The organism is Tepidibacillus sp. HK-1, assembly GCF_001748485.2.
GTDB classification, from domain to species: domain Bacteria; phylum Bacillota; class Bacilli; order Tepidibacillales; family Tepidibacillaceae; genus Tepidibacillus_B; species Tepidibacillus_B infernus.
This window is the reverse complement of the sequence record NZ_BDGM02000006.1, coordinates 75,938-100,525: the sequence shown is the minus strand read 5'-3', so window position 1 is coordinate 100,525 and position 24,588 is coordinate 75,938. Positions and strand designations below refer to the sequence as shown.

21 protein-coding genes and 1 riboswitch are annotated in these 24,588 nt (G+C 36.0%); of the genes, 20 read left to right on the top strand and 1 reads right to left on the bottom strand.

The genetic code is table 11. The annotated features are described in order from the left end of the window. Positions 1–2: 2 nt before the first annotated feature. The 16 genes from BEN26_RS04620 (at position 3) to BEN26_RS04545 (ending at position 20,464) form a co-directional block, all read left to right on the top strand. A complete protein-coding gene (locus BEN26_RS04620) occupies positions 3–1,199 on the top strand; it encodes a TIGR02678 family protein (RefSeq protein WP_068722878.1) in 1,197 nt (398 codons plus the stop codon). Then, positions 1,186–5,352, top strand: coding sequence for a TIGR02680 family protein (locus BEN26_RS04615; protein ID WP_069797416.1), 4,167 nt, complete (start codon positions 1,186–1,188; stop codon positions 5,350–5,352). Before BEN26_RS04620 ends, BEN26_RS04615 begins: the two co-directional genes overlap by 14 nt. Before the next feature lie 26 nt (positions 5,353–5,378). Beyond that, positions 5,379–6,749: a TIGR02679 domain-containing protein gene (locus BEN26_RS04610; RefSeq protein ID WP_069797414.1), complete on the top strand. Its 1,371-nt coding sequence runs from the start codon at positions 5,379–5,381 to the stop codon at positions 6,747–6,749. Positions 6,750–7,114: 365 nt separating this feature from the next. Then, entirely contained in the window at positions 7,115–7,348 is a 234-nt protein-coding gene (locus tag BEN26_RS04605) for a glutaredoxin family protein (RefSeq protein WP_255421856.1), read from the top strand. A gap of 72 nt (positions 7,349–7,420) precedes the next feature. Further along, positions 7,421–7,711, top strand: coding sequence for a metal-sensitive transcriptional regulator (locus tag BEN26_RS04600; protein ID WP_068722884.1), 291 nt, complete (start codon positions 7,421–7,423; stop codon positions 7,709–7,711). A gap of 28 nt (positions 7,712–7,739) precedes the next feature. Continuing rightward, entirely contained in the window at positions 7,740–9,950 is a 2,211-nt protein-coding gene (locus BEN26_RS04595) for a heavy metal translocating P-type ATPase (protein WP_069797412.1), read from the top strand. Positions 9,951–10,030: 80 nt separating this feature from the next. Further along, a complete protein-coding gene (gene copZ / locus BEN26_RS04590; RefSeq protein WP_068722888.1) occupies positions 10,031–10,237 on the top strand; it encodes a copper chaperone CopZ in 207 nt (68 codons plus the stop codon). Between the two features lie 94 nt (positions 10,238–10,331). Further along, a riboswitch (SAM riboswitch) is annotated at positions 10,332–10,435 on the top strand. 103 nt (positions 10,436–10,538) lie between these two features. Next, positions 10,539–11,576, top strand: coding sequence for an ABC transporter substrate-binding protein (locus BEN26_RS04585; protein WP_255421855.1), 1,038 nt, complete (start codon positions 10,539–10,541; stop codon positions 11,574–11,576). A 14-nt stretch (positions 11,577–11,590) separates the two neighbouring features. Next, positions 11,591–12,439, top strand: a complete 849-nt coding sequence (locus BEN26_RS04580; protein ID WP_084818686.1) for an ABC transporter permease — start codon at positions 11,591–11,593, stop codon at positions 12,437–12,439. Then, a complete protein-coding gene (locus BEN26_RS04575) occupies positions 12,439–13,179 on the top strand; it encodes an ABC transporter ATP-binding protein (RefSeq protein ID WP_069797410.1) in 741 nt (246 codons plus the stop codon). Before BEN26_RS04580 ends, BEN26_RS04575 begins: the two co-directional genes overlap by 1 nt. Before the next feature lie 12 nt (positions 13,180–13,191). Beyond that, positions 13,192–14,409 (top strand): YeeE/YedE family protein, encoded by a 1,218-nt coding sequence (locus BEN26_RS04570; RefSeq protein WP_069797408.1) that lies wholly within the window; start codon positions 13,192–13,194, stop codon positions 14,407–14,409. 153 nt (positions 14,410–14,562) lie between these two features. Beyond that, complete coding sequence (locus tag BEN26_RS04565; RefSeq protein ID WP_069797406.1) at positions 14,563–15,267, top strand: response regulator transcription factor; 705 nt, start codon at positions 14,563–14,565, stop codon at positions 15,265–15,267. Then, the gene (locus BEN26_RS04560) at positions 15,260–16,681 is read left to right on the top strand and encodes a sensor histidine kinase (protein WP_069797404.1); all 1,422 of its coding nucleotides are present in this window, start codon (positions 15,260–15,262) and stop codon (positions 16,679–16,681) included. The genes BEN26_RS04565 and BEN26_RS04560 overlap by 8 nt, the downstream gene beginning before the upstream one ends. Positions 16,682–16,897: 216 nt before the next feature. Then, positions 16,898–17,353 (top strand): hypothetical protein, encoded by a 456-nt coding sequence (locus BEN26_RS04555; RefSeq protein WP_069797402.1) that lies wholly within the window; start codon positions 16,898–16,900, stop codon positions 17,351–17,353. Then, positions 17,346–18,806, top strand: coding sequence for a cytochrome b (locus tag BEN26_RS04550; RefSeq protein ID WP_069797400.1), 1,461 nt, complete (start codon positions 17,346–17,348; stop codon positions 18,804–18,806). The genes BEN26_RS04555 and BEN26_RS04550 overlap by 8 nt, the downstream gene beginning before the upstream one ends. Before the next feature lie 143 nt (positions 18,807–18,949). Next, on the top strand, positions 18,950–20,464 hold the full coding sequence (locus tag BEN26_RS04545; RefSeq protein WP_069797398.1) for a peptidoglycan DD-metalloendopeptidase family protein: 1,515 nt from the start codon (positions 18,950–18,952) through the stop codon (positions 20,462–20,464). Positions 20,465–20,523: 59 nt separating this feature from the next. Here BEN26_RS04545 and cysK read toward each other — a convergent pair whose 3' ends face one another. Further along, positions 20,524–21,453 carry a cysteine synthase A gene (gene cysK / locus BEN26_RS04540; protein ID WP_069797396.1) on the bottom strand — a complete coding sequence of 310 codons (930 nt, stop codon included), beginning with the start codon at positions 21,451–21,453 and terminating at the stop codon, positions 20,524–20,526. A 256-nt stretch (positions 21,454–21,709) separates the two neighbouring features. Here cysK and BEN26_RS04535 point away from each other — a divergent pair, with 256 nt between their 5' ends. Genes BEN26_RS04535 through BEN26_RS04520 form a run of 4 tightly spaced genes read left to right on the top strand, consistent with a single transcriptional unit; the run spans position 21,710 to position 24,588 of the window. Beyond that, positions 21,710–22,390, top strand: coding sequence for a response regulator transcription factor (locus tag BEN26_RS04535; RefSeq protein ID WP_069797394.1), 681 nt, complete (start codon positions 21,710–21,712; stop codon positions 22,388–22,390). Beyond that, positions 22,387–23,784 carry a HAMP domain-containing sensor histidine kinase gene (locus BEN26_RS04530; RefSeq protein ID WP_255421854.1) on the top strand — a complete coding sequence of 466 codons (1,398 nt, stop codon included), beginning with the start codon at positions 22,387–22,389 and terminating at the stop codon, positions 23,782–23,784. Before BEN26_RS04535 ends, BEN26_RS04530 begins: the two co-directional genes overlap by 4 nt. Further along, positions 23,781–24,020, top strand: coding sequence for a hypothetical protein (locus tag BEN26_RS04525; RefSeq protein ID WP_068722909.1), 240 nt, complete (start codon positions 23,781–23,783; stop codon positions 24,018–24,020). The genes BEN26_RS04530 and BEN26_RS04525 overlap by 4 nt, the downstream gene beginning before the upstream one ends. A 34-nt stretch (positions 24,021–24,054) precedes the next feature. Continuing rightward, the gene (locus tag BEN26_RS04520) at positions 24,055–24,588 is read left to right on the top strand and encodes a TlpA family protein disulfide reductase (RefSeq protein WP_084818684.1); all 534 of its coding nucleotides are present in this window, start codon (positions 24,055–24,057) and stop codon (positions 24,586–24,588) included.

The window sequence follows — 24,588 nt, the reverse complement described above, 5'->3', positions numbered from 1 at the left end:
AAATGGAGAAACAAAATTTGATATTTGATGAAGTGGCACAAGAGGTTTTAGAGGATTTATTTGAACAATTTTGGATTCTACGTGAGAAGGATCCAGAGAAATACCAGATGATTCGGGAGAGAGAACATGCATTAAGGGATTATTTTCAGGAAAAATTTGGTTACCGTTTCATTGTGCATCGCCATTTTGCGAAATTAGAAAAAATTCCAGTTGATCCAGAACCATGGATGGGAATTCAAATGTTTATACATCCACGTGATTATGCCTTGTTTGCATGTGTATTAGCCTTTTTAGAGGGGAAAGCCGTTGATGAGCAATTTCTATTAATGGAAATTGTCGAAGACCTGTTAAGTATTTATCCAAGAGAGGAAGGAATCGATTGGACCAATTATGAACATCGTAAGTCTCTTGTTCGTGTACTCAAGTTTTCTGAAGAGATAGGAATTGTAAAGGCTGTAGATGGAGATATTGAAGGTTTCTCGCAGACAGAAAACCATGAAGTACTTTATGAAGTTCCGCTCATCTCTCGTTATTTTATGCGATCCTATCCAAAGGACCTATTTCAGTTTGAGTCTATGGAAGAGATTTTGAAAGTAGAGTGGATGGGAGAAGAAGCGAATACAGGAGCGATGAGGAGATATCGAATCTATCGAAAGCTATTCTTGTCACCTGTACTCTACAGTGAAGGGGTACAAGATCCTGACTTTCAATATCTACGGAATTATCGGAATCGATTACGGGAAGATATTGAATCTCATACACCCTTTCAATTGGAATTATATAAAAATACAGCAATGCTCACATTACCTGAACGAAAAGCACGCTTTCATTTATATCCAGATAATAAGGGAATTATGGACGTTGCTTTGCAATTTTCGAGTATTGTACGGGAACAACAAGTTGAAGATGAGATCCCAATTCAATGGGATGGTTCTTTATTATTGACTTGGTTAGATTTTGAACGATGGGTAGGATTTTGCAAAGAAAAATATGGGATAGGTTGGAGCAAGGAACACCGTGAAGCCTCTATTCAAGAAACCACAATAAAATTATTTCAGCTTTTAGAGGATTGGAAATTGGCTAGGAGAGAATTGGATACAGGGGCAGTCATACTTTTACCAGCATTGGTGCGAATGATTGGGCGTTATCCAGATGATTTTAACGGAAATGAGGAGGTAGGAGAAAGTGAAGGGGAATAAATGGCAACTTCATCGTGCAGGTTTACTTAATTTTTGGTATTACGACGAGGAAGAGTTTCAATTTTCGGGAGGTAGATTACTTTTAAGAGGAAGTAATGGATCTGGGAAATCCGTCACCATGCAAAGTTTACTCCCTGTATTATTAGACGGAAAGAAAAGTCCCGACCGTTTAGACCCATTTGGCTCGAAAGCAAGAAAGATGGAGGATTACCTTCTTGGTGAAAAAGGGATCGTTGATCGCGATGAGAGAACAGGATACTTATATCTTGAATATAAGCGTCAGGATACGGAGCAATACTTGACAACTGGAATTGGCTTACGGGCTAAAAGACAAAGTAACATGGAATTCTGGGGATTTGTGATCTATGATAACCGCCGAATCGGACAGGATATACTCCTGTATAAGTTAGAAGCTGGAGAGAAGATTCCACTGACAAGAAGAGAATTAGAAAATAGATTAGAGAACGGTGGTAAGGTGGTTCGTACACAAAGAGAATATATGGAGTTGGTAAATAAATATATATTTGGTTTTGAAACATTAGATGCGTATGATGAATTGATTAAGTTACTCATTCAATTGCGTAGTCCCAAATTATCCAAAGAATTTAAGCCAACTGTCATTTATGATATCTTGAATGAATCTTTACCAGCCCTATCTGATGAAGAATTACGTCCATTATCTGATACAATCGAAAATATGGATCAAACCAAGCAACAATTAGATCAACTAATTCGAGACCAAAGATCCTTGAAACGCTTATGTAAAGAATATGATCAATATAACCAATTTGTTTTAGTAGAAAAAGCAAATGGCGTATTGGTGGCTCATCGAGAGCAGGAAAATGTACGAAAAAAGAAAGCAGAATTGCAGCGTAGTATGAGTGAGTTAAAAGCTGAATTGGATTTGCAGAGTAGGAATTTGGAACAACTTGAGCGAGAAGAAGAAGTTCTAAAGGATGAAGAAAAGCAATTACGAGATCATGATGTATTTAAAGCTGAAGAGAAAAAACAAGAATTACTAATAGCAGAAAAACAGATAGAATTCAAAAGAAAGCAAAAGGAACAAACCCTAGAAGAAAAAAAGCGTAAAGAAAGAGAGTTAAAAGATAAAATACGGATAGAAGCAAAAAAAGAGGAAAAAGCAGATCGCCTGATCCAGGAATCGCTTGATGAATTGGAGTTTCTGGCGGAAGAGGCAGCCTTTTTCAATCATCAGATTGCCGCTCCAGAATTTAAACGAAATTACCAAGGGGTTTATCAATTTGATTTATGGAAGAAAGAAGTTCATGATTATCAAGGAAAACTAGATGAAATTCTTAAAATTCTTAGGGAGCATTCGATCATCAAAAAACGTTATCAAGAATTAGAAAAAGAGTTAGGAGAGGTTAATAAAGATCTTGATGATCAACGGAGTAATGAACGGAAATGGGAGCAATATTTTGAAGAGGAGAGAGAGCGTTATTTAGAAGCTTTCCATATATGGCAACAGCAAAATAAACAGCTGGATTTGTCAGATAAGGATGTGCAAATGGTGGCCTCTCGAATTGGCCAAATCTATGACGAATATCCTTTAGAAGAAATTAAGGCTCCTATTGAAAAACGATATCGTGAAGTCTATCAAGTTCTCCAAAAAGAGAGCATTCAATTACAACAAAGAATCGAAACAAAGCTAAAAGAAATAGAACAGAAGAAAATAGAATTAAAAGAATGGAAGGAAAAGAAAGATCCAGAACCAGAAAGACATTACGAAACGGTAGAAGCTAGACAACAACTTATGAAACAAAATATCCCTCATCTTCCTTTTTACTCGGCGGTAGAGTTTCATGTCGAGGTGTCAATAACGCAACGAGAACGGATTGAAGCAGCGATTACAGAGATGGGTCTATTGGATGCATTGATTATTCCTGAATCTTATTCAGTAGAACTCGTTCATGATCGAATCATTCGGCCAAACCCACAATTTTTTGGCTATACGTTAGCAGATCTTCTTTATCCAACACCGGTTGAGGGAGTTGAGGTAACAGGAAAGGATATTGATCATGTATTAAGAAGTATTGTTATCGATGAAAAGGCTGATTCTCTCATTTCGATTAATGAAGAGGGTCGTTATCAGATTGGACTGATTGAAGGACATGCCCCTAATCAGTCACAGGCAATCTATATTGGCAAAGAAGCTCGAAAACAATATCGGTTACAAGTGATTCAACGAATTGAAGAGGAAATCAGTGCACTAGAAGACGAGAAGATTCGAATGATACAGGAATCCCAACGATGGGAAATGAAACTTGCAACCTTAGAACGAGAATTTCTAGATTTTCCAGAAGATAAGGATGTAAAACATGTTTATGAAGAATTAGTAGAAACTAGACAAAAGATCAAATTACTTGCAGAGGAAGCAAAACGTAAGAATGATCGTGTAAAACAAGAGCTTGAACAATTACAGAGGATCAAAAATCAATTACGAGAATTAACAGAGGAAATCAGCTTGCCTATTCAGGAAGAAGCATATGAAACGGCAAGAACATCAATACTGAATTATCAACAGGAACTACGAGATTTAGAAAGTAATTATAAAGACTATCAACATAGTAAACAAAGCATCTTGCTATATCAACAAAACTTGGAAGAAATTCAGTTTGATATTGATGAATTAAAAGGGGAATTGAATCAAATTGAAGGAGAGATAAAGAAATATCATCTTCAGTTACAACAAATTGAAGAACGTTTAGCAGAGTTAGGAGCCGAAGAAATACGGCAACTGATTGAAAATATTGTTCAACGATTAAAGCAAATTCCAATTCAAATCAAAGAATTGATCGCAAACATACAAGATATACGCAATCAAATCAATCATACTGAAGCAGAGATCAACAAAAAGGAATCAGAGGTTTTATTTGCAGAACAGCTCTTTCAAAAATGGTTAACCATTTTCACAGAGGATGATCGATTACAACTGGTGAATGTGATCGAGGATTCGTCTATTCGGTTAGAAGAAGAGCATATTGTGAGTCGTGCTAAACAAGTCTTAAATCAATATGGTACACTACTCCAAAACCTAGATCGCGAAAAAGTGAATCAACGATTAACAAACGTTTATTATCAAGAACAGAGTGTGCTCGTAGAATATCGTCTTACCCAAGATACGATCTTTGAGATCAATGAAGAGATAAGTATTGATGATGAAAACATCATCATGAAATGGGATCAATTAAAACAGAAAGCAAGACGAATTCAACTGCTTATGGAGTATAATGGTAATCGTGTCAGTCCTTATTATGTTTTAACTCAAATCGATAAAGATATTGAATTGCAAAAAGTAATATTAAGTGAAAAAGATCGCGAATTATACGAAGAAATTATTTTAAATAGTGTAGGGAGAATCATTCGCGCTAGAATTAATCGGGCAGAACAATGGGTGGAGAAAATTAACCGTTTAATGTCTGAAAGGGATACATCAAGTGGGTTGACCTTTTCCATTCGATGGAAACCTAAGACTGCGGATATAGAAGAAGAATTGGATACTAAAGATTTAGTTGATCTTCTTCGTCTTGATTCTAGACTATTAAAAGCAGAAGATATGAATCGTATCACCACCCATTTTCAATCTAAGATCACTCGTGCCAAAGAAGTACTTGAAGAAAAGGGTTATGGAGAAACCTTGCACCAAATGATTAAGGAGATGTTGGATTACCGCAAATGGTTTTCATTCACTCTTTATTACAAAAGGGAAGGAGAACCAAAAAGAGAACTTACAAACAATGTCTTTTATACGTTTAGTGGAGGCGAAAAAGCCATGGCGATGTATATTCCGCTATTTTCTGCAGCTTATTCTAGGTATCTGGAAGCCCGTGATGACGCACCATATATCATCTCTTTAGATGAAGCCTTTGCAGGTGTGGATGAAAATAATATTCGTGATATGTTTGATCTAGTAGAGAAACTAGGGTTTAATTATATCTTTAATTCACAAGCCTTATGGGGAGATTATGACACAGTATCTCAATTATCGATCTGTGAATTAGTTAGACCGAAGAATGCATCTTATGTTACAGTTGTTCGCTACCACTGGGATGGTAGAAGATTGCAACTATTGAAAAGCGAAGGGATTGAAGAAAATCGTCTGGATCAAGAAAAGATAAAGTATATGGTGTAAAAAGAAGTTTAAAGGGGAAGTAATGCATGGATAAGCTAAACCATTTAACCAGTGAAGCGGTAAAATACTTCAAACAGGAGAAAGGTTTTCAAACACTTTTTCAACTATTGATCAACAAATATAAGAGTCTAGGAAGAATTGGGGGAAAAGTTACCATCGTCAATGTGAATGAACAAGAAAAAGAGGTACTTTCCTCTTTTTTTCGTAAGGACTTTTCCAAAGAGAAATCAATCACCATCGCATTTTCACAGTTTGAGAAGGCACTTGAAAGGACAAAGTTTGCAGGAGTTGATGTTAAGGATTTATTAGATGGTTACATTGGACATCCAATCATATCGCAGGCAGAAGAAAAAGAACGCTATGAACGACTTAAAGCTAATTTTTTTGAGGAATTTAAACAACGATACAACGATCCACTTGCTCTAGGCTTTCTTCAACATATTCAAGAAAAGGGGAATGGTGTAAGAGGATTTCATCTTGCTTATGACAAAGATCGGGATTTATTTAAGAGTCAGTTGGAACAAGTGATAAAAGCCATTTCTATTTTAACGTTTCGTTTAGAGACAGATACTAGAACAAAAGACTATATTCGATTGCCTATCTTTGCCTACCAAGTGACACAAGATCCTCATGGTTTTGACCTGGATACAGATCAAGGTCGGTTTCTTATTGTGGCTTTACAATGGATTCGACAGTTGGAAGATCAAGATTATGAGATGGTAAGTTCGTTGACGGCTGAAGATGTTAGTGAATTGATGCAATATTTTAGAATCATTCGCGATGATATATTGAATTTTGTCACTTGCACTGGTATTTTAGGTTTTTGCGATGATGGGACGCCAGAATCGTTATGGTGGGAGGCATTTAAGGGGAATCATGTTATGAATGTTGCATTAAGGGAATTGATTAAACTCCATTTCTTTATACCCGGTGTTACGTATCATTCAAGAAAAGCCAATGTTGTTTTTGTTGTTGAAAATTCTGGTGTTTTTTCGGCAATCATCGACCAATTACAATTACAAGAGTCTCCACCAATCATATGCACTCATGGGCAATTTAAACTCGCTACCTTGATTTTATTAGATTACCTTGTTCAGAATGATGTTATTATTTATTACTCTGGGGATTATGACCCTGAGGGCCTTCAAATGGCTGAGAGATTAAAAAACCGGTACCCCGAACATGTCCAACTTTGGCATTATGAAGTTGATGAATATATGAAAGCAAAGTCAACCGTTGAATTATCTGATACGCGGCTTAAAAAATTAGAGACAATAACACTAAGTGAATTACAGCCATTAAAAGAACAAATAAAGATAGAACGTAAAGCAGGGTATCAGGAAAAGTTAATTCCTAAACTAATAGAAGATATAGAAAAGATGATGGAAGAGTGTTAATACTAGTGGAGATTTTGTGTGTAGGAAATATTTAAGGAGATACTCAATCGCTTTGATCACATTGAGAAGCAACTGAATGGTTTTGATGTAGAACTAACGTTTTAAGAGGATATTATGAATTTCCTCTCCAAAAATAGTTCACTATTTAGACACAATATTGACATAGACATGACTAAATTAGAAAGATTATAATTTATAATATACTACACGGGGGTATGGGTATAATTTGTGATGGATTTTTGTATAGAGAAAATATTGATTTGGACAAATTAAAAAAGAATTAAAATTGAATTAGGATTTATGGGTTTGAGGGGGTGATATGGATGGAAAATATTACATTAGAACTATTTACAAGGCCAACATGAATAGATTGTCAAGCGGCGAAAGAGTTTCTTTCCCAACACAATATTGACTATGTAGAACATGATCTTAGTATTCATCCTGAAAGGGAGGATCTACTAAAAGAGGTTTCTGGTACAAGAATTGTTCCTACCTTTGTTTTTCAAAAACCCGGTTTATTTGGCTTTTTTAAAAAGAAAAAAATACTTATTGGTTTTGAAGTGAACGAAAAAGAAATAAAGAAATTACTTTTAGGATAGATTTTCCATTTGAGTTAACTTTACACCCTTCAATAGATACGGTATAATTTAATACATAAAGGGGGTAGGGGTATGGAAAACTTAAATGAGCATATGCACCCAAATGAGATGAATCAAAAAATTCTTCAACGTTTAAAACGAATCGAGGGACAAGTGCGTGGTATTCACAAGATGGTAGAAGATGATCGTTATTGTGTAGATGTCTTAATTCAAATTGCAGCTGTACGTGCTGCTTTAGACAAAGTTGGATTATCCTTATTAGAGAGACATACACACGGATGCGTCCAAAAGGCAATTAAATCTGGTAATGGTGATCCTGCGATTGATGAATTGATGGATGTTATTAAATTGTTTATTAAATAGATAGATAGTCATCAAAGGAGTGAGTAAAATGGTGACGGAAGAAAAGGATCTTGGCTATGGTGTAGCAAAGGAAAAAGTAGAATTAGATCTAATTGGAATGACTTGTGCTGCATGTTCCTCACGAATCGAAAAGGGATTAAATAAAATACCAGGTGTTTACTCTGCTACAGTCAATCTGGCGCTGGAAAGAGCAGTTGTCGAATACAATGCTGAAGAAGTAGATGTGGATGATTTTATAAAGAAAGTTAGGGACTTAGGATATGATGGAAAAGTTCATGAGGATGAAGTGGATCAACAATCTGCTAAGGATAAAGAATTAAGTAAAAAGAGAACCAAGTTGATCATTTCTTCTCTCTTATCCCTTCCCCTATTATGGAGTATGTTGGGTCATTTTGGGGTTATGTATTTGGTGCCAGAAATCATCATGAACCCATGGTTTCAACTTCTTTTAGCAACACCAGTTCAATTCTATATTGGTTATCAATTCTATCATGGTGCTTATTCTGCTTTGAAAAATGGTAGTGCTAATATGGATGTCCTTGTTGCATTAGGAACATCTGCTGCTTACTTTTATAGTATTTATGGAATAATTATAGGCACTCATCAACTTTATTTTGAAACGAGTGCAGTCCTGATTACGCTCGTTTTATTTGGTAAATATTTAGAAGCCTTAGCGAAAGGTCGAACATCTGATGCGATTAAAAAATTGATGAGCTTACAAGCAAAGACTGCGATGGTTGAAAGAAACGGAGAACCGATTGAAGTTCCAATTAAAGAAGTGGTAAAAGGAGATATCATCATTGTTCGCCCTGGGGAAAAAATCCCTGTTGATGGTGAAATTATCGAGGGCTATTCGTCTGTTGATGAATCCATGATTACAGGGGAAAGTATTCCAGTCGATAAGAAAGTTGGCGATATTGTCATTGGGGCTACAATCAATAAGCATGGTTCTTTTAAGTTTAAAGCGACAAAGGTTGGGAAAGATACAGCATTAGCACAAATTATTAAAGCGGTAGAACAAGCCAATAGTACGAAAGCACCCATTCAACGGATGGCTGATGTGATTTCGGGGATATTCGTGCCGATTGTTGTGGCCATCGCTATTTTAACCTTCTTAGGTTATTACTTCTGGCTAGATCCTAACAATTTTGAACATGCCTTAGTGAATGCGATAGCCGTTCTCGTTATTGCTTGTCCATGTGCATTAGGTTTAGCAACACCAACTTCTATTATGGTTGGGACCGGTAAAGCAGCTGAACATGGGATTCTTTTCAAAGGTGGAGAACACTTAGAAAACACTAAAAAAATCAATGCGATTGTATTAGATAAAACAGGCACCATTACCAAAGGGGAGCCTGAATTAACAGATTATATTGCGATTGATGCAAGTGAACAGGAATTATTACAATATGCTGGTTCCATTGAAAAAACGTCTGAACATCCGATTGGTAAGGCAATTGCTAAAGGCGTAGAAGAAAAAGGAATCGACTTGCTTCAAGTCAAAGATTTTGAGATTCTTCCTGGCAAAGGTTTAAAAGCAAAAGTGAACGATACGATGGTTTATGTGGGAACACGTAAATTAGTAAGAGAAATTGGACTTGATCCAGCAGCTATTGAAGAAAAAATGGCCCAATTAGAAGCACAAGGGAAAACAGTTGTTTTAGTTGCTACTCCTGATAAATTATTAGGAATCCTTGCAGTGGCTGATACGGTAAAAGCTGACTCAAAAGAAGCCATTGCCAAATTAAAAGAAATGGGTATCAAAGTCGTGATGATTACCGGGGATAATCAACGTACCGCAAAAAGTATAGCTCAAGAAGTGGGTGTTGATGAAGTTCGTGCAGAAGTAATGCCTGAAGATAAGGCAAAAGAAGTTGAATCCTTAAAAACTCAAGGATATACAGTTGCCATGGTTGGCGATGGCATCAATGATGCTCCAGCATTAGCTACTGCAGATGTAGGGATGGCAATTGGAACTGGAACAGATATAGCGATTGAAGCAGCCGATGTTACCTTAATTGGTGGGAGCTTAAAAGGGGTTGCAGATGCAATCTATATTAGTAAACAGACCTTAAAAAATATTAAGCAGAATCTATTTGCTTCTTTATTCTACAATTCAATTAGTATTCCAGTAGCAATGGCAGGTCTATTAGCACCTTGGATTGCAGGAGCTGCGATGGCAATGAGTTCTGTCTCAGTCGTTCTTAACTCCTTACGATTAAAAAATATTAAATTTTAAAAAAACAAGGTTATTGACTATTGTTTGTTACCCTAACAAGGGTTTCATATAATCATTCATCTATAATGGAGGGATTTTAAATGGAAAAAGTAATTAAAGTAGAAGGTATGACATGTAATCATTGCAAAATGGCGGTAGAAGGGGCACTAAAAAAATTAGCAGGGGTCTCCAATGCGGTTGTTAGTCTTGAGAACAAAAATGTAACGGTTTCTTTCGATGAGGGAAAAGTAACTTTTGAACAAATGAAAGAAGCGATCGAAGACCAAGGCTATGATGTTGTTGCATAATTAGAATAATCATGAAAAAACTTTTTGATTGTAGCACATTAATGGATTGACGATTTTCTATGAATCACAGTATGATCAATTACATATTATCACGTTCTTATCCAGAGTGGTGGAGGGACTGGCCCAATGAAACCCGGCAACCGATTTGTATGATACGGTGCTAATTCCAGCAGAACAATTTGTTCTGAAAGATAAGAAGAGTTATCTTAACACCTCTTCTTATGAGGTGTTTTTTCTTGCAATATGCAAGGACAATCCTGACTAAATTAGTCAAGTTTATACGTTAAAGGGGGAAATGGAATTGGTAAAAATTTTAGGGGCACGCCGATTACGGTGGGTAGGGATGTTTGTAATGATCATTTCTTTATTTTTAACCGCCTGTGGAGCAAACAAGGAGCAGCAAGCAAATACAAATCCACAAACAAAAGAAAAGCTACGTATTGGTTATTTAAACGTGATGGATGATGCTCAAGTGATGCTTGCTTATGATGCAGGTTTTTATGAAAAGAATGGGTTAGAAGTGGAAGTTCAAATCTTTAATAGTGGGCCTGAGATGATTAAAGCGATTGTTGGAGGGCAATTAGACGCAGGGGTGCTTGGATTTACAAATGCTGTTACATGGGCTGATAAAGGTGCTGATTTAAAAGTAATCAGCGGTGCGCAAATGGGTTATCACAGTCTATTAGTGCGAAGTGATCGTAATATTAAGACGATACCAGATTTGAAAGGAAAGCAACTAGCTACACAGAAACAAGGGAGCACAGCAGACATCGTGCTAAATGGTGTTGTACTGAAAGAGGGTAATCTTACACGTAATGATGTGAATATGGTTTATGTTTCACCAAGTGTGGCGATCCAATCCTTAACAGCTGGGAAAGTAGATGCTGCTTTTCTCTTTGAACCATATGATCGAATTGCTCGTAAAACCATTCCTGTAACGCCACTTTATGATGTTGGAGAAGAATGGCCTTTCCCATGTATGGTGGCGATAACCTCAGGGAAAATTCTTCAAGAAAAACAGATTGCGATAAATAAGATGTTAGATGCTCAAAAAGAAGCGATTGAGATGTTAGAAAATCAACCAAAAGAAGCAGCAAAAATATTGGCAAAACGTTTTATTGAAACAGAAACCATCGATACAACAAATGGGAGAATCAATTCAGTAGACTTAATCGCTGAAGCAATTGAAGCTCAAACCTTTAATTGGGAAATTACTCAAGAAAATATTCAACAAATGAAAGATATTGTACAAATGATGATAGATCAACAAATGCTATCAAAACCTCTAAATGTAGAGGATATTCTTGATTTATCTTGGCAAAACAAAAAACAATCTTAAGATGGTGACTTCAAGTGAAAAAAGAATCACAAATCATCAAGTCTATTGCTAATCAAACCATATTAAAACCGAATAAAAAGGTCAAGCGTCTAAGTATAAAATCGACACTTCCATATGTTTATGCGATTGTTACACTACTCGTTATATGGCAAATTATCGCATGGTTTTTACCAAACTTTTTATTACCAGATGTAGTTAAAGTCTTTCAGCGATTTCTTAGTGAAGTAAAAGATCCAGCATTTTTAGACAGTATTCAAAGTAGTCTAATTCGATTAATCATTGGGTATCCTTTAGCTTGTCTTCTAGGTTCTTTATTTGGCTTATTGTCTGGTTTATCGAAGGGATTTAAAATCTATCTAAAAAATGTAATTTCAATATTGCAATCAATCCCTCCAATAACGTGGATTCCATTTTTAGTTATTTTATTTGGGTTTGGCGATCTTCCTATTATCATCGTGATCACGATTGCCAGTTTCTTTCCTATGGCTTTAGCGATGATTAATGCGACAGAAAATATAAATCGCACTCATCTCGAACTAGCAAAGGTATTAGGTGCGAATAAAAAACAATTAGTAACAAAAGTTTTTCTGCCTGAAACCTTTCCATCTTTTTTAACAGGTGCTCAAGTTGCTTTTGGCAATGCTTGGAGATCGCTTGTGGCTAGTGAAATGGTTGGAGGAGCAGCAGTTGGTCTTGGTTGGTCGATTAGTTATGCAGGGGAAATTGCCGATATGGAAGGAGTTCTTCTTAATATTGTAGTGATTGGTGGGATCGCCCTCATTCTAGATCATCTTGTTCTTGAGCAGTTAAAAAGGAAATTTCTTCGGTGGCGTGATCTGACAGGAGCAGGGGGTTCAGTATAATGCAAACAATCAAGTTGGAGAATGTTAGTAAATCTTTTGGCGATTTAAAGGTATTATCTAATGTGAACTTTTCTGTTGAAAGTGGTGAATTTGTTGCCATCGTCGGTCCTTCAGGTTGTGGAAAGAGCACAGCATTAAGAATGATTGCTGGTTTAGAAAAACCAACCACAGGGAAGGTAATGGCTAATGAACAGATCATTGATCAGCCTGATCCAGAGCGGACTTTAATTTTCCAAGAGCACGCTCTATTTCCTTGGCGTACAGTTGGTGAAAATGTAGAGTTTGGTTTAGAGCTAGCAAATGTTGCTAAAGAAGAAAGGGAAGCACGTATTCAAGCGATTCTTGTCAAAGTTGGATTAACAGATTTTAAAGATTACTATCCAGGACAGTTATCTGGAGGAATGCGTCAACGTGCTTCCATAGCCCGTGCATTGGTTATGGATCCAGATGTGTTATTGCTTGATGAACCTTACGGTGCCTTAGATGCCATAACTAAATTAAAAATGCAAAATGAACTGATGAATTTATGGTTGGGTTCTCAGAAAACGATGATTCTGATTACCCATGATATTGATGAAGCGATTTACTTGGCCGATAAAATTTTTGTGATGAGTCCAAGGCCTGGTTATATCAAAGATATGATTATTGTTGATCTTCCAAGACCTCGTAATCGCAATGGAACTGAATTTATCAAGATAAGAGAAAGAATCATGAATGAACTTGATCTAACTACTAACTAAGAGGTGATTTGAATGCAAACAAACGTAACCGTTGCTAATTCTGCCCCTTCACGGGTAGGATATAATCGTTCTATTATAATTGCTACGATATTTGTGGCTTTCATCGGTGTTGTTTACTTATATCAAGCCGTTTCTTTACGCCAGGCTTCACTATATTTTGTAGGAATCATTGCAGGAATTGCTTTATATCATGCTCATTTTGGTTTTACCTCTGCATGGAGACACTTTATTTTAAATCGCCGTGGTGAAGGGATTCGCGTGCAAATGCTTTTAATGATGCTGGGGAGCTTTCTTTTCTTACCCTTATTAATTCAAGGTTCCTTTTTTGGCCAAACGGTTAATGGGTATATAAGTTCTGTTGGGATCTCTCTTTTATTCGGAGCATTCATTTTTGGGATTGGCATGCAATTAGGAGATGGATGTGCATCAGGAACACTATACCACTTAGGTGGTGGTGATCTTCGTGCTCTGAACACATTAATTTTCTTTATCATTGGTTCTGTACTTGGAGCAAAAGATTTTCAATGGTGGATGGATACACCAAATATTGGCCCAGTTTCTTTTCTGAATAATTTCGGAATTTGGCAAGGGATTGTTATACAAATGATTCTAGCGGTCATCGTTGTTGCCATTTCCATGTATTTGGAACGTAAACGACATGGTAAGTTGTTGAAAAGTAATCAACGGCCAAACAAGGATTGGAAAGTCATCTACCAAGGTCCTTGGTCATTAGTCACTGGAGCTATTATTTTAGCATTGGTTCAATTTGCTATTTTCGTTCTCTCTGGAAAACCATGGGGAATTACCTCTGCTTTTGCTTTATGGGGTTCAAAAATAGTGAGGGAACTCGGCGTACCAGTGGAAAGTTGGGGATATTGGCAAACACCAGCAAGGGTTAATGAATTGAATGGGAGTATTTTTGCTGATGTTACCTCTGTACTTGATATAGGAATCATATTGGGCGCATTACTCGCTGCTGCACTTGCTATACGTTTTACCAAACCCGTTCAATGGAAATTTTCGACTCGTTCAATCATAGGAACTGCAATCGGTGGAATGTTAATGGGATATGGTGCTCGAATTGCCTTTGGGTGCAACATCGGTGCTTTCTTTAGTGGAATTGTTTCTTTTAGCTTACATGGCTGGTTATGGTTTGTAGCAGCCTTTATCGGTTCAATCATTGGGGTTAAACTTAGACCATTATTTGATCTTCAAAATCATGTAAAGTAAAGAAGACTTTTTTTAAAAAACGCTCCTGTATTTAAACAAGGGGCGTTTCTTATTGAAAAAGCCCCCAAATAACTCCATAAGCTTGTATAATAAAAGTAATGATTTTTACAAAATAAACGAATGGACAGAGTTAACAAGTAGGGGGAGAAGCTTGTGAACAAAACAAATAAAGAAAAAATACTGATTGTCGATGATGATTATAACTTATGCCAATTGATCAAATCATACCTTGTTCAAGAAAATTTTGAAGTAGCGATTGCTGATAATGGACAAGCTGCTCTAGAGAAATTTAAAGAGTTCGCCCCTCATCTTGTATTACTTGATATCATGTTACCTCAATTGGATGGTTGGAATGTATGTAAGGAAATTCGTCGGGTGAGCAATATCCCAATTGTAATGCTGACTGCTAGAGGGGAACAGTTTGATAAGGTTCTTGGTTTAGAATTAGGGGCTGATGATTATATCGTAAAGCCATTCGATTTCCGAGAATTGATTGCTAGAATAAGGGCTGTCCTTCGCCGTTATGCTCCAAAAGGGGTAGAAGTCAAACAAATTGTGTACCCAAACCTAATGATAGATATCAACGAATACCATGTTCGCTTAAATGGTGAGCATTTAAAATTAAAACCGAAAGAATTAGAATTACTTTACTTTTTAGCTAGTCATCCTAATCAAGTATTTACAAGGCAACAACTGCTTGAAGAAGTTTGGGGATTTGATTTTTCCGGAAGTACACGAACGATTGATGTACATGTTGATCGCTTACGTAAAAAAGTACATGATGATAAAGAAATATGGCAAATTAAAACTCTTTGGGGTGTAGGGTATAAATTTGAGGTGAAAAAACAGTATGTTTAAAAAACTGGCTAGGCGTTTAATGTTTAGTTACTTAACCGTTATCTTTATTGCACTCGTTGTTTTGGGAGGGTTATTATCTTATTTATTTGAAAACTACTATATTGTACAAAAAGAACGACGATTAATCTCTCACGGAGAAGAGGTAAGTAGGGTCATCGAATCCTATTTTGAAGGAAAACTTGATATATATGGAATGAATAAAGCATTAGAAAATTATGAACATCATTTAAATGCACAATTAGTATTGTTTGATCGTAATGGAGAAAAATTTGAAAAGCTTCGTTTATATGAGCATGCCCAGAAGGAAGATCCCTTTACAAAGGATCAGTGGGATCAAGTCCTATCTGATCAAATCGTTACTAGAGAAGATAGGGGTTATCTTAATTTTAATCAAGATACTGTATTGTCTGTTGTTGTACCGATAAAAAATATTGACAAAGTTACAGGGGCCGTATCCCTTCATTCGACGATCTATGATATACGTGAAACGATGGCACAGGTTAGAAAGTTTATTATTCTAGCAGGATTGATTGCAATGGCCATCGCTACTTTATTAACCTATTGGATTTCTACACGCATTAGCCAACCACTAAAACAAATGAGTAAAGCTGCCAGTGAGCTTGCTGTTGGTAAGTCAACGGATCCCATACATGTTGATGGAAATGATGAAATTGCTCAGTTAGCACATACCTTTAATACAATGGCAAAAGAATTAGCGACCACTGAACAAGTACGTCGTGATTTTATTGCTAATGTTTCCCATGAATTACGCTCACCACTTACTTATATTTCCGGAGTTTTACAAGGAATTAATGATAGGAAATTTACTGAGGATCCAATCGCTATGGAGAATTATGTATCTGCGGCACTAACCAAAACAAAAGGAATGTCTCGACTCATACAAGATCTATTAGATCTTTCTAGAATGGAAGCCAAAACATTTCAACTGTTTAAAACGAAAATGGATTTAAATGAAACGATAAGAAGGTTATTAGCCCAACTAGATCCAATATTAGATAAAAAATCACTTTCTCTCAAAGTTCAGTTAAAGGATCGTCCTATTTGGATTAATGCAGATATAGATCGTATAGATCAAGTTTTAACGAATCTACTTGATAATGCGCTTAAATTTACCCCGGCAGCAGGAATAATTAAAGTAAAAACAACAATAGAGAAGAATCATGCTAGAGTTGAGATTACAGATTCTGGTCCTGGAATCCCAAAAGAAGAGCTTCCCTTTATTTGGGAAAGATTTTATAAAGTAGATAAAGTGCGTACACCTGGCAGTGAAGGAACAGGACTCGGTTTAGCCATTGTGAAAAGGTTAATTCTTGCACATGAAGGTCAAATTGAGGTTCAAAGTGAAGTTAGTAAAGGAACTACTTTTATATTTACGCTACCAGTCATAGATTGATAATTCAAAAAGAAGATGATCACAGAAGTTTTTTATTCCCATCTGATCAAATCATTTATGCCTTTCCTAAATGGAAGGTTATTTTTATTCATATTTATTGAGAAAAAAGTTCACAAATTGTTCATATGGTTGTTTACAATTTGGTGATATTTCAGTGATAACCCTCTGTTAGTTTATTTATTGTAAACCATTTACATCCTAAAGGGGGTTATTCTGTTGCACAAAAAGTTTACTGTTTTTATTGTTGTATTATTGTTAGTATTTGCAAGTGCTTTACCCGTTTTTGCTCATGGGGGAGAGGAAGAGGGGGCTGTAGATGTTCCAACTTTAGTCAAACAGTCTATTGCATTTATTGAGGGAATTAATGACATGGAAATGGCAAAAGATAAATTAAACGAAGCCATTGAAGTGAATCAGGAGACACAATTAGCGGATGGACAAAAACTGGAACAAGCTAAACAAGCAATGGATGAAATGAAAATGGAAGAAGCAAAAACATTGATGGTTGAAGCAATCGGTGGTAGTCCAGAAAACGATTTGGAATATGAACCAAAGGTATCTTTTGGAGCAGGAAGTATTTTCTTTATGATTCTTGCTATTATCTCTGTAATATTAGGAGCATTCGTACTTAAAAAACAACATGCTAATAAAGGGGGAATGAGTCATGAGTAATGGATTTACAAATTGGTGGAAGGAAAGAGTTCCTACTGGCGGGTTGAATTATCCTGTGCCCAAACATGCAAACACCTTTTTATACACTTTAGGTGGAATTACTTTAGTAAGTACACTGCTTACAATCCTTACAGGTATTATTCTAACTCAGTTTTATTCCCCTACTCCAGAACAGGCAAATGCAAGTATTCGTTTTTTATTAAATAATTACGAACTTGGTAATTTTATCCGTGGGCTTCATTATTGGGCGGCTCAAGTTTCGATCACTGCGATTATTTTACATTTATTACGCGTGTTCTTCTATGGTTCCTATAAGAAACCTCGTGAAGCGAACTGGCTTTTAGGTGTTATCTTATTCTTAGTTATGGTTGGTCTTTACTATACAGGTACGATCTTAAAGTGGGACCAAGAGGCATTTGAAGCATTAGAACATGCTCAAGCAGGCGGAGAACTGCTAGGCGGACCATTGGCTGCATACTTTGCAGAAAATCCAACTGTATCTATGTTAAGTAAATTCTTTAGCTTACACACAAGTATATTACCATTAGTCTTACTAGGATTAATTCCTTTACATTTATTATTGATTAAAGCCTTAAAAATTTCTCCACTACCATTTAAGTCAAAAGCAGAAAAAGAAGCAAACGCAGCAAAAAAATCTGCACATGCTAATCATCAAGATGATTCAGAGGGACAAAGCACATTCTTGGTTCATATCAAACATCTAACAGGTTATGGATTGATCATTTTTGGGGTATTGATCTTTTTAGCGTTAGTGTTCCCGCCTGCACTTGGGGCACCACCTGTAGAGGGAATCGAAGCTACAAAGCCACCATGGATCTTTATGAGTATCTTTACCATTGAAAACTGGTTTGGCTTACAAGGGTTAATTGTTACATCCATCTTATTAGTGATTGGATTAGTTTTAGTTCCTTTTATTGATCGGAAACCAACACCTCATTTTGCGAATCGAAAAGCCTTGGTCAGTGTTGGAACTCTTGTAGTTTTACTATTTATTGGGTTCACAGTCAATGCTTATTTTACAAAGCCAGAACAACATATTGGTATGGGTGGTTCTGAACCTGCTGCTGCACAAGAAGAAACAAAAGCAGAAACAGATTCAACTATTCAAACTGAGGAACCTATACAACAAGAACAAAGCAAAGAACTACAAGCACTTGATCAAGCAATCGTAGTAGCAGGTGAATTGAAAGAAGCCGTGGCAGTAAAAGATTTCAAGCTAGCCGCTACAAAAGCTGGAGAATTAGATGAAACAGTGGATGCCATTGGTGATCAAATTAAAGCAAAAGATGCCCAATTGCGTGAAGCGATTGGTGAACCGATTCATGAACTAGGCAAATTAACAAAAGAAACTAACCCTAATGTAGAAGAAATCAATAAATTAGTAGATACAGCAGTCCAGAATATTACTAAAGCAAAATCCTTATTTAACTAATAGAAATAGCCAAAGGTTTTCCCCTCCTTTGGCTATCATTCTTTTATCAATAATCATTCTAAATCTCTTCATCCTTTCTCCATATTTTAAGGGTAGGTTTAAAGTAACTTGTCTTAATCTATGTCAAAAAAAGGGAGGCTGTCATGAAGAAGTTCAATCTGTTTGAATTTACCACCTTTAAAGGTAAATTCCAAGAGGGATTCACCCAGTTCAAATTATGGGGAAATCAACAACTTCAAAAAACTAAGCAGTACATATGGGAAAATAAAAGAAAATCTATCATAATCGGTTCTATTTCAGGAATAGTTATTGCTGTGGCAACCTTTGGTTTATTCTATTATCAGTTAAATATGGAAAAATTATACCATGTATATGTAGACGAAAAACAAATAGGTGTTGTTAATGATATTGCAGTTGTAGAAGATTGGAAGAATCAACAGCTAAAGAAAGCCCAAATCACGTATGGGTTAGAAATGGTTCCAGGTAATGATATCACCTATCATGAACAAAAGATCTTTAAAGGCAAATACGATAACGCGCTTGCATTGGATGCCCTTCAATCTAAATTTATCATTCAGGGTAAAGGAGTAGAAGTAGTTATAAATGGCAAAGGCGTAGGCTATGTAAAAAATCATGCAACTGCTGAACGAGTATTGAATCAAATAAAAAATACTTATTTACCAATTAAGAATAAAACAAAGGTTACTGCTGCCTCTATGGATTATAACACACAACCAAGCATTCAAGTTCAAAGTATTGATTTAAAAGAAGAAGTATCAATGAAAGAAGTAAAGGTTTCACCGAATCAAGTTCTTACTGAAAATGAAATGATTACTTTACTACAAAAAGGAACGCTAGAGGAACAAAAATACATTGTAAAATCCGGCGATACAATTTCAGAGATTGCTGAGAAGTATGGGTTAACAACAAAACAGGTTTACGATCTAAATCCAAAACTGCAAGGGGAATATATCAATATTGGTGATGAACTTAAAGTGACGAATGTAAAGCCATTGGTAACCGTTCAAGTAAAGGAAATAGTGATTGAAGAACAAAGAATACCCTATCAAGTGGTTTATGAAAAGGATAATACTCTTTACCAAAACCAAACAAAAGTTGTAAAACAAGGTGAAGAAGGAAAGAAAAAGGTGGAATATGCGGTTGTAAAGGAAAATGGAACAACGATTCAGAAAAGTATTTTGAATGAAGAAGTGATAAAAAAACCAATAAATAAGATTGTAAAAAAAGGAACAAAAATCTCTACATCAAGTATTTCTTCAAGAGGTTCTGGAAACTTTAAGTGGCCGGTAATGGGGGGAATCATCACAAGTCCATTTGGCCAAAGATGGGGTAGAGCTCATACAGGAATTGATATTTCAGGAACGAATGGTCTTACAGTAAAGGCTGCAGATGGTGGGAAGGTCACTTTTGTAGGCTGGAAAAGTGGATATGGCAAAACGATCATCGTTAGTCATGGTAATAATGTAGAAACGTGGTACAACCACCTTAGTGAGTATTATGTTTCTGAGGGAGACAATGTTGTTCAAGGTCAAAAGATAGGGAAAATGGGGAATACAGGAAATGCGACAGGGACCGTTCTTCATTTTGAAGTAAGGATAAACGGAGTACCCAAGAATCCAATTAACTACGTTAAATAATAAAAGGAGCTTACCCTCAATCATTTTTATGACTTATGGGAAAGCTCCACTTTTGTGGGTTATAATTGAAACAAGTCACTAGATAAATACCGTTCTCCTGTGTCAGGTGCAATGCAAACGACTACTTCTTCAGGTGAGAAGCGTTTTGCTACCTGTATTGCAGCAAAACATGAAGCACCTGAGGACGGGCCAACAAGAATTCCTTCTTCTCTTGCTAGGCGTCGAGTGATTTCATACGCTTGTTCATCGGTGACTTGGATAATTTCATCATAGACGTTTTGATTGAGAATCGGTGGGATAAACCCTGGGCTTGTACCTACGAGTTTGTGTTTTCCTGGTTGTCCACCAGATAGTACTGGAGAACCAGCTGGTTCTACTACATGCACAGTTAAATGAGGACAATATTTTTTTAATTCTTCCCCTGTTCCCGTAATCGTTCCCCCTGTTCCTGCTGTTGCAACAAAGGCTGCAAACGTTTTTTCGGTTTGCTCAACAGCCTCAATTATTTCAACTGCAGTGGTTGTTCGATGGGCATCAGGATTTGCCATGTTTTCAAATTGCATGGGAATAAAGCTATCAGGAATTTGTTTTGCTAGTTCCTGTGCCTTACGTATCGCTCCAGGCATTCTTTCTTCCCCAGGGGTTAATACAACCTCTGCCCCATATGCTTTTAATAAATTGATTCGTTCGACAGTCATTGTATCAGGCATTACAAGAATCGCTCGATATCCACGGGCTGCTGCATTCATTGCTAAACCAATCCCTGTATTTCCACTAGTCGGTTCAATAATCGTGGATCCTTTTTTAAGTAATCCTTCTTTTTCTGCTTGGATGATCATATTATAGGCTGCCCGATCCTTCACACTACGACTTGGATTAAACATTTCTAACTTTATGTAAACGTCCGCCCCTTCAGGATCTGCCAAACGGTTAATTTTTACAAGGGGAGTTTGGCCAATCAGTTCAGACATATTGTTCACTACTCGCATATAGATCACTCCTAGTAACTTTTAATTTTAATCTAATATACCACTTTTACCCTCATTTGTATTCAGTTCAATATGCTCTGGAAGCAAGTTTGTTTTTTTCTTCATTATTTCTTCATTGATTGTTGATAAACTATATTTTCAAATGATATAAACAATAGATTCAGATATACCCTTTTAGGTATAATAAAGAATAGCAAAATTTTCTTTTCAAATCAGATGAAAACGTCAATAATGAATGTGATAGGAGATGAATAAGATGTCTGCAAAAATTTTGATCGTCGATGATGAAGCACCAATGCGACAATTATTACAACTTTACTTAAAGTATTATTCATATCAACTAGATGAAGCTAGTGACGGAAAAGAAGCTTATGAAAAGGTGTTTAAAAACGATGATTATGATCTAGTCATTTTAGATGTCATGATGCCTGTGATGGATGGTTGGGAAGCATTAGAGAAAATTCGCAAAATCTCTGATGTTCCTATTCTAATGCTTACGGCGAAAGGAAATACAGAGGATAAAGTCGTTGGGTTAACAACTGGTGCTGACGATTATTTAGTTAAACCATTTGAAGAAGCTGAACTAGCTGCACGAGTTCAGGCTTTACTTAGAAGAACTCAAAAAAATAAGGAAGAGGATGAGATCTTAAAGTATAAAGGAATCATTCTTAATTTATCTTCTAGAGATGCATTTTTTGAAGAGAAACTTATTCCTTTGACACAAACTGAATTTGACCTACTCCGCGTTTTAATTGATCATAAAGGAAAAGTACTTTCTCGTGAACAGTTAGTTGAATTGGTTTGGGGCATCGATTTTATGGGAGAAGATCGAACCGTGGACTCTCATATTAAAAACCTCCGAGAAAAGTTAAAAGAAGCTAATATTGAAGAACAAATCATTCAAACGGTGTGGGGAATTGGGTATAAGGCTCCATGATGAAGATGATTTTGAAACGTTTTAATGGAATTTCTTTTAAGTTAGGGTTATTATTTAGCAGTATTTTTTTAGTTTTATTACTATTACTTGGTTTCACACTATTTGAGCTATTCTCTCACTTGTTTGTTGATTATATTACTCAAGACTTGCTAAAACGTGGAGAAAATCATGCTAAAGTTTTGGAGGAAAACTTTAATGAGACAACGTTAACCCATGTTGCATTAATGGAACAAAACGTCATTACGAATGTTGTTGTCACGAATCAAGAAGGACAAATCTTGGTTGAGTCTGATCCAACCGATAAAGAAATGAAAGAGTATATAAATTTAGGAAATGCAATCAAAATTAGCCGAGTGTTAAACCAAAACTGGGATCAATTAAATTATATTGCTACAGTCTCACCCATTCGTAACGGAAATTTGGGATATGTTTATATGTACTATCCAACGAGCATTTTAAAAGAGATGGTTTTTGTATTAAAATTATTTATTAGTTTAGCGAGTATTGGGATTGTTTTGATCGCTGTAGGTATGATTGTTATCCTTTCTAAAAAGATGACGAAGCCGTTACTAGAAATGAAAGAAGCAACAATTGAAATGGCTAAAGGGGATTATAAGCAACACTTAGATGTGAAGGGAAACGATGAATTAGCTCAACTTGCTGACTCGATTCAATCGTTAGGTGAACAGCTACAATATTATGAAGATACAAGGAATGAATTTTTAGCTAGTGTTTCCCATGAGTTGCGCACACCATTAACTTATTTAACAGGGTATAGTGATATTTTAATTAAAGGTCGAATAGTGGATAAACAGGAACAGCAAACCTACTTAAAAATTATCAATGAAGAAGCAAAACGTGTAACACATCTTGTTAATGATTTATTCGATATGAGTAAAATACAAACAGGACAATTTCAACTAAAAAAGGAATATGTTAATCTCATTAAACTAGTTGAGAAAGTTATCCAGAACCTTAAACCTGTTGCTGAGGGAAAAGGACTTTCTATTCTATTTAATCCGATGATTGATCTTCCTGTGCTTTATCTTGATCCTAATCGAATGGAACAGGTGATTTATAATTTGATTGAAAATGCGATTAAGTATTCGGATCAAGGAGAGATAAAAGTATCTTTAGAGGGAGATAAAGAATTTATCTTCATTAAAATTGAGGATCAGGGAATAGGCGTCCCAGAAAAGGAATTGTCCAGAATTTGGGAACGTTTCTACCGTGTAGAAAAATCAAGAGCAAGGAAGACAGGTGGGACAGGTTTAGGGCTTTACGTTGTTAAGGAAATTGTGCAATTACATGGTGGCCAGATTGAAGCAAAAAGTGTGGAAGGAAAAGGAACAACGATGATCATCAAATTTAAAAGAAAAGATGTGGTTTTATGAATAAATTCCTCGAGACTATTCTTATCATCTTTTTGATGATTATTGGTATATCATTTATCTTATTTGTATTTAGAATGATCTGGCTACCTCCTAGCTCGATGGGAATGATGATGGGAAGAACGATGATGGTTCACCATATGAACTTATGGCTGAGAGGAACATTTTTTATTTTTCTCATTTTTGTTATCTTATTTGTAATTGCTTGGTTTATTGAAAAAAATAAAAGAGATAAATAGATGAGCATAAATATGAAAAGGTAAGGTGTTAAATGTGAAAAAAGGATGGATCAGTATTGCTATTGCGGTCTTAGTTGTTGGAGTGATTATTTTCATGAATCAATCGAATACAGGTAATCGAGATACAAGGCCTGAAGCTGGATTTACGGCTCCAGATTTTACGTTATTGAATGAAGAAGGGAAAGAGGTTACATTAAGTCAGTTAAAAGGAAAACCTGTTTTTATCAATTTCTGGGCCTCTTGGTGTCCACCATGTAAAGAAGAGATGCCATTGATCCAGGAAGCCTATGAAAAATATGGGGATCAGGTGGTTTTCTTAGGTGTGAATCTCACATTTCAGGATTCAAGAGAAGAAGCGATTTCTTTCATGAAATCGAATGGATATGAAATGCCTATTTTATTTGATGATAATCCCGATGTAAAAAAGACAGTGGCCAAGCTTTATCGAGCTGAAAGTATTCCAACTAGCTTCTTTATCGACAAAAATGGCGTGATTCAGATCAAAAAAATTGGGGCGATGAATTACGATGAAATTGAATCAAATATCAATAAAATAATAGGAGAATAA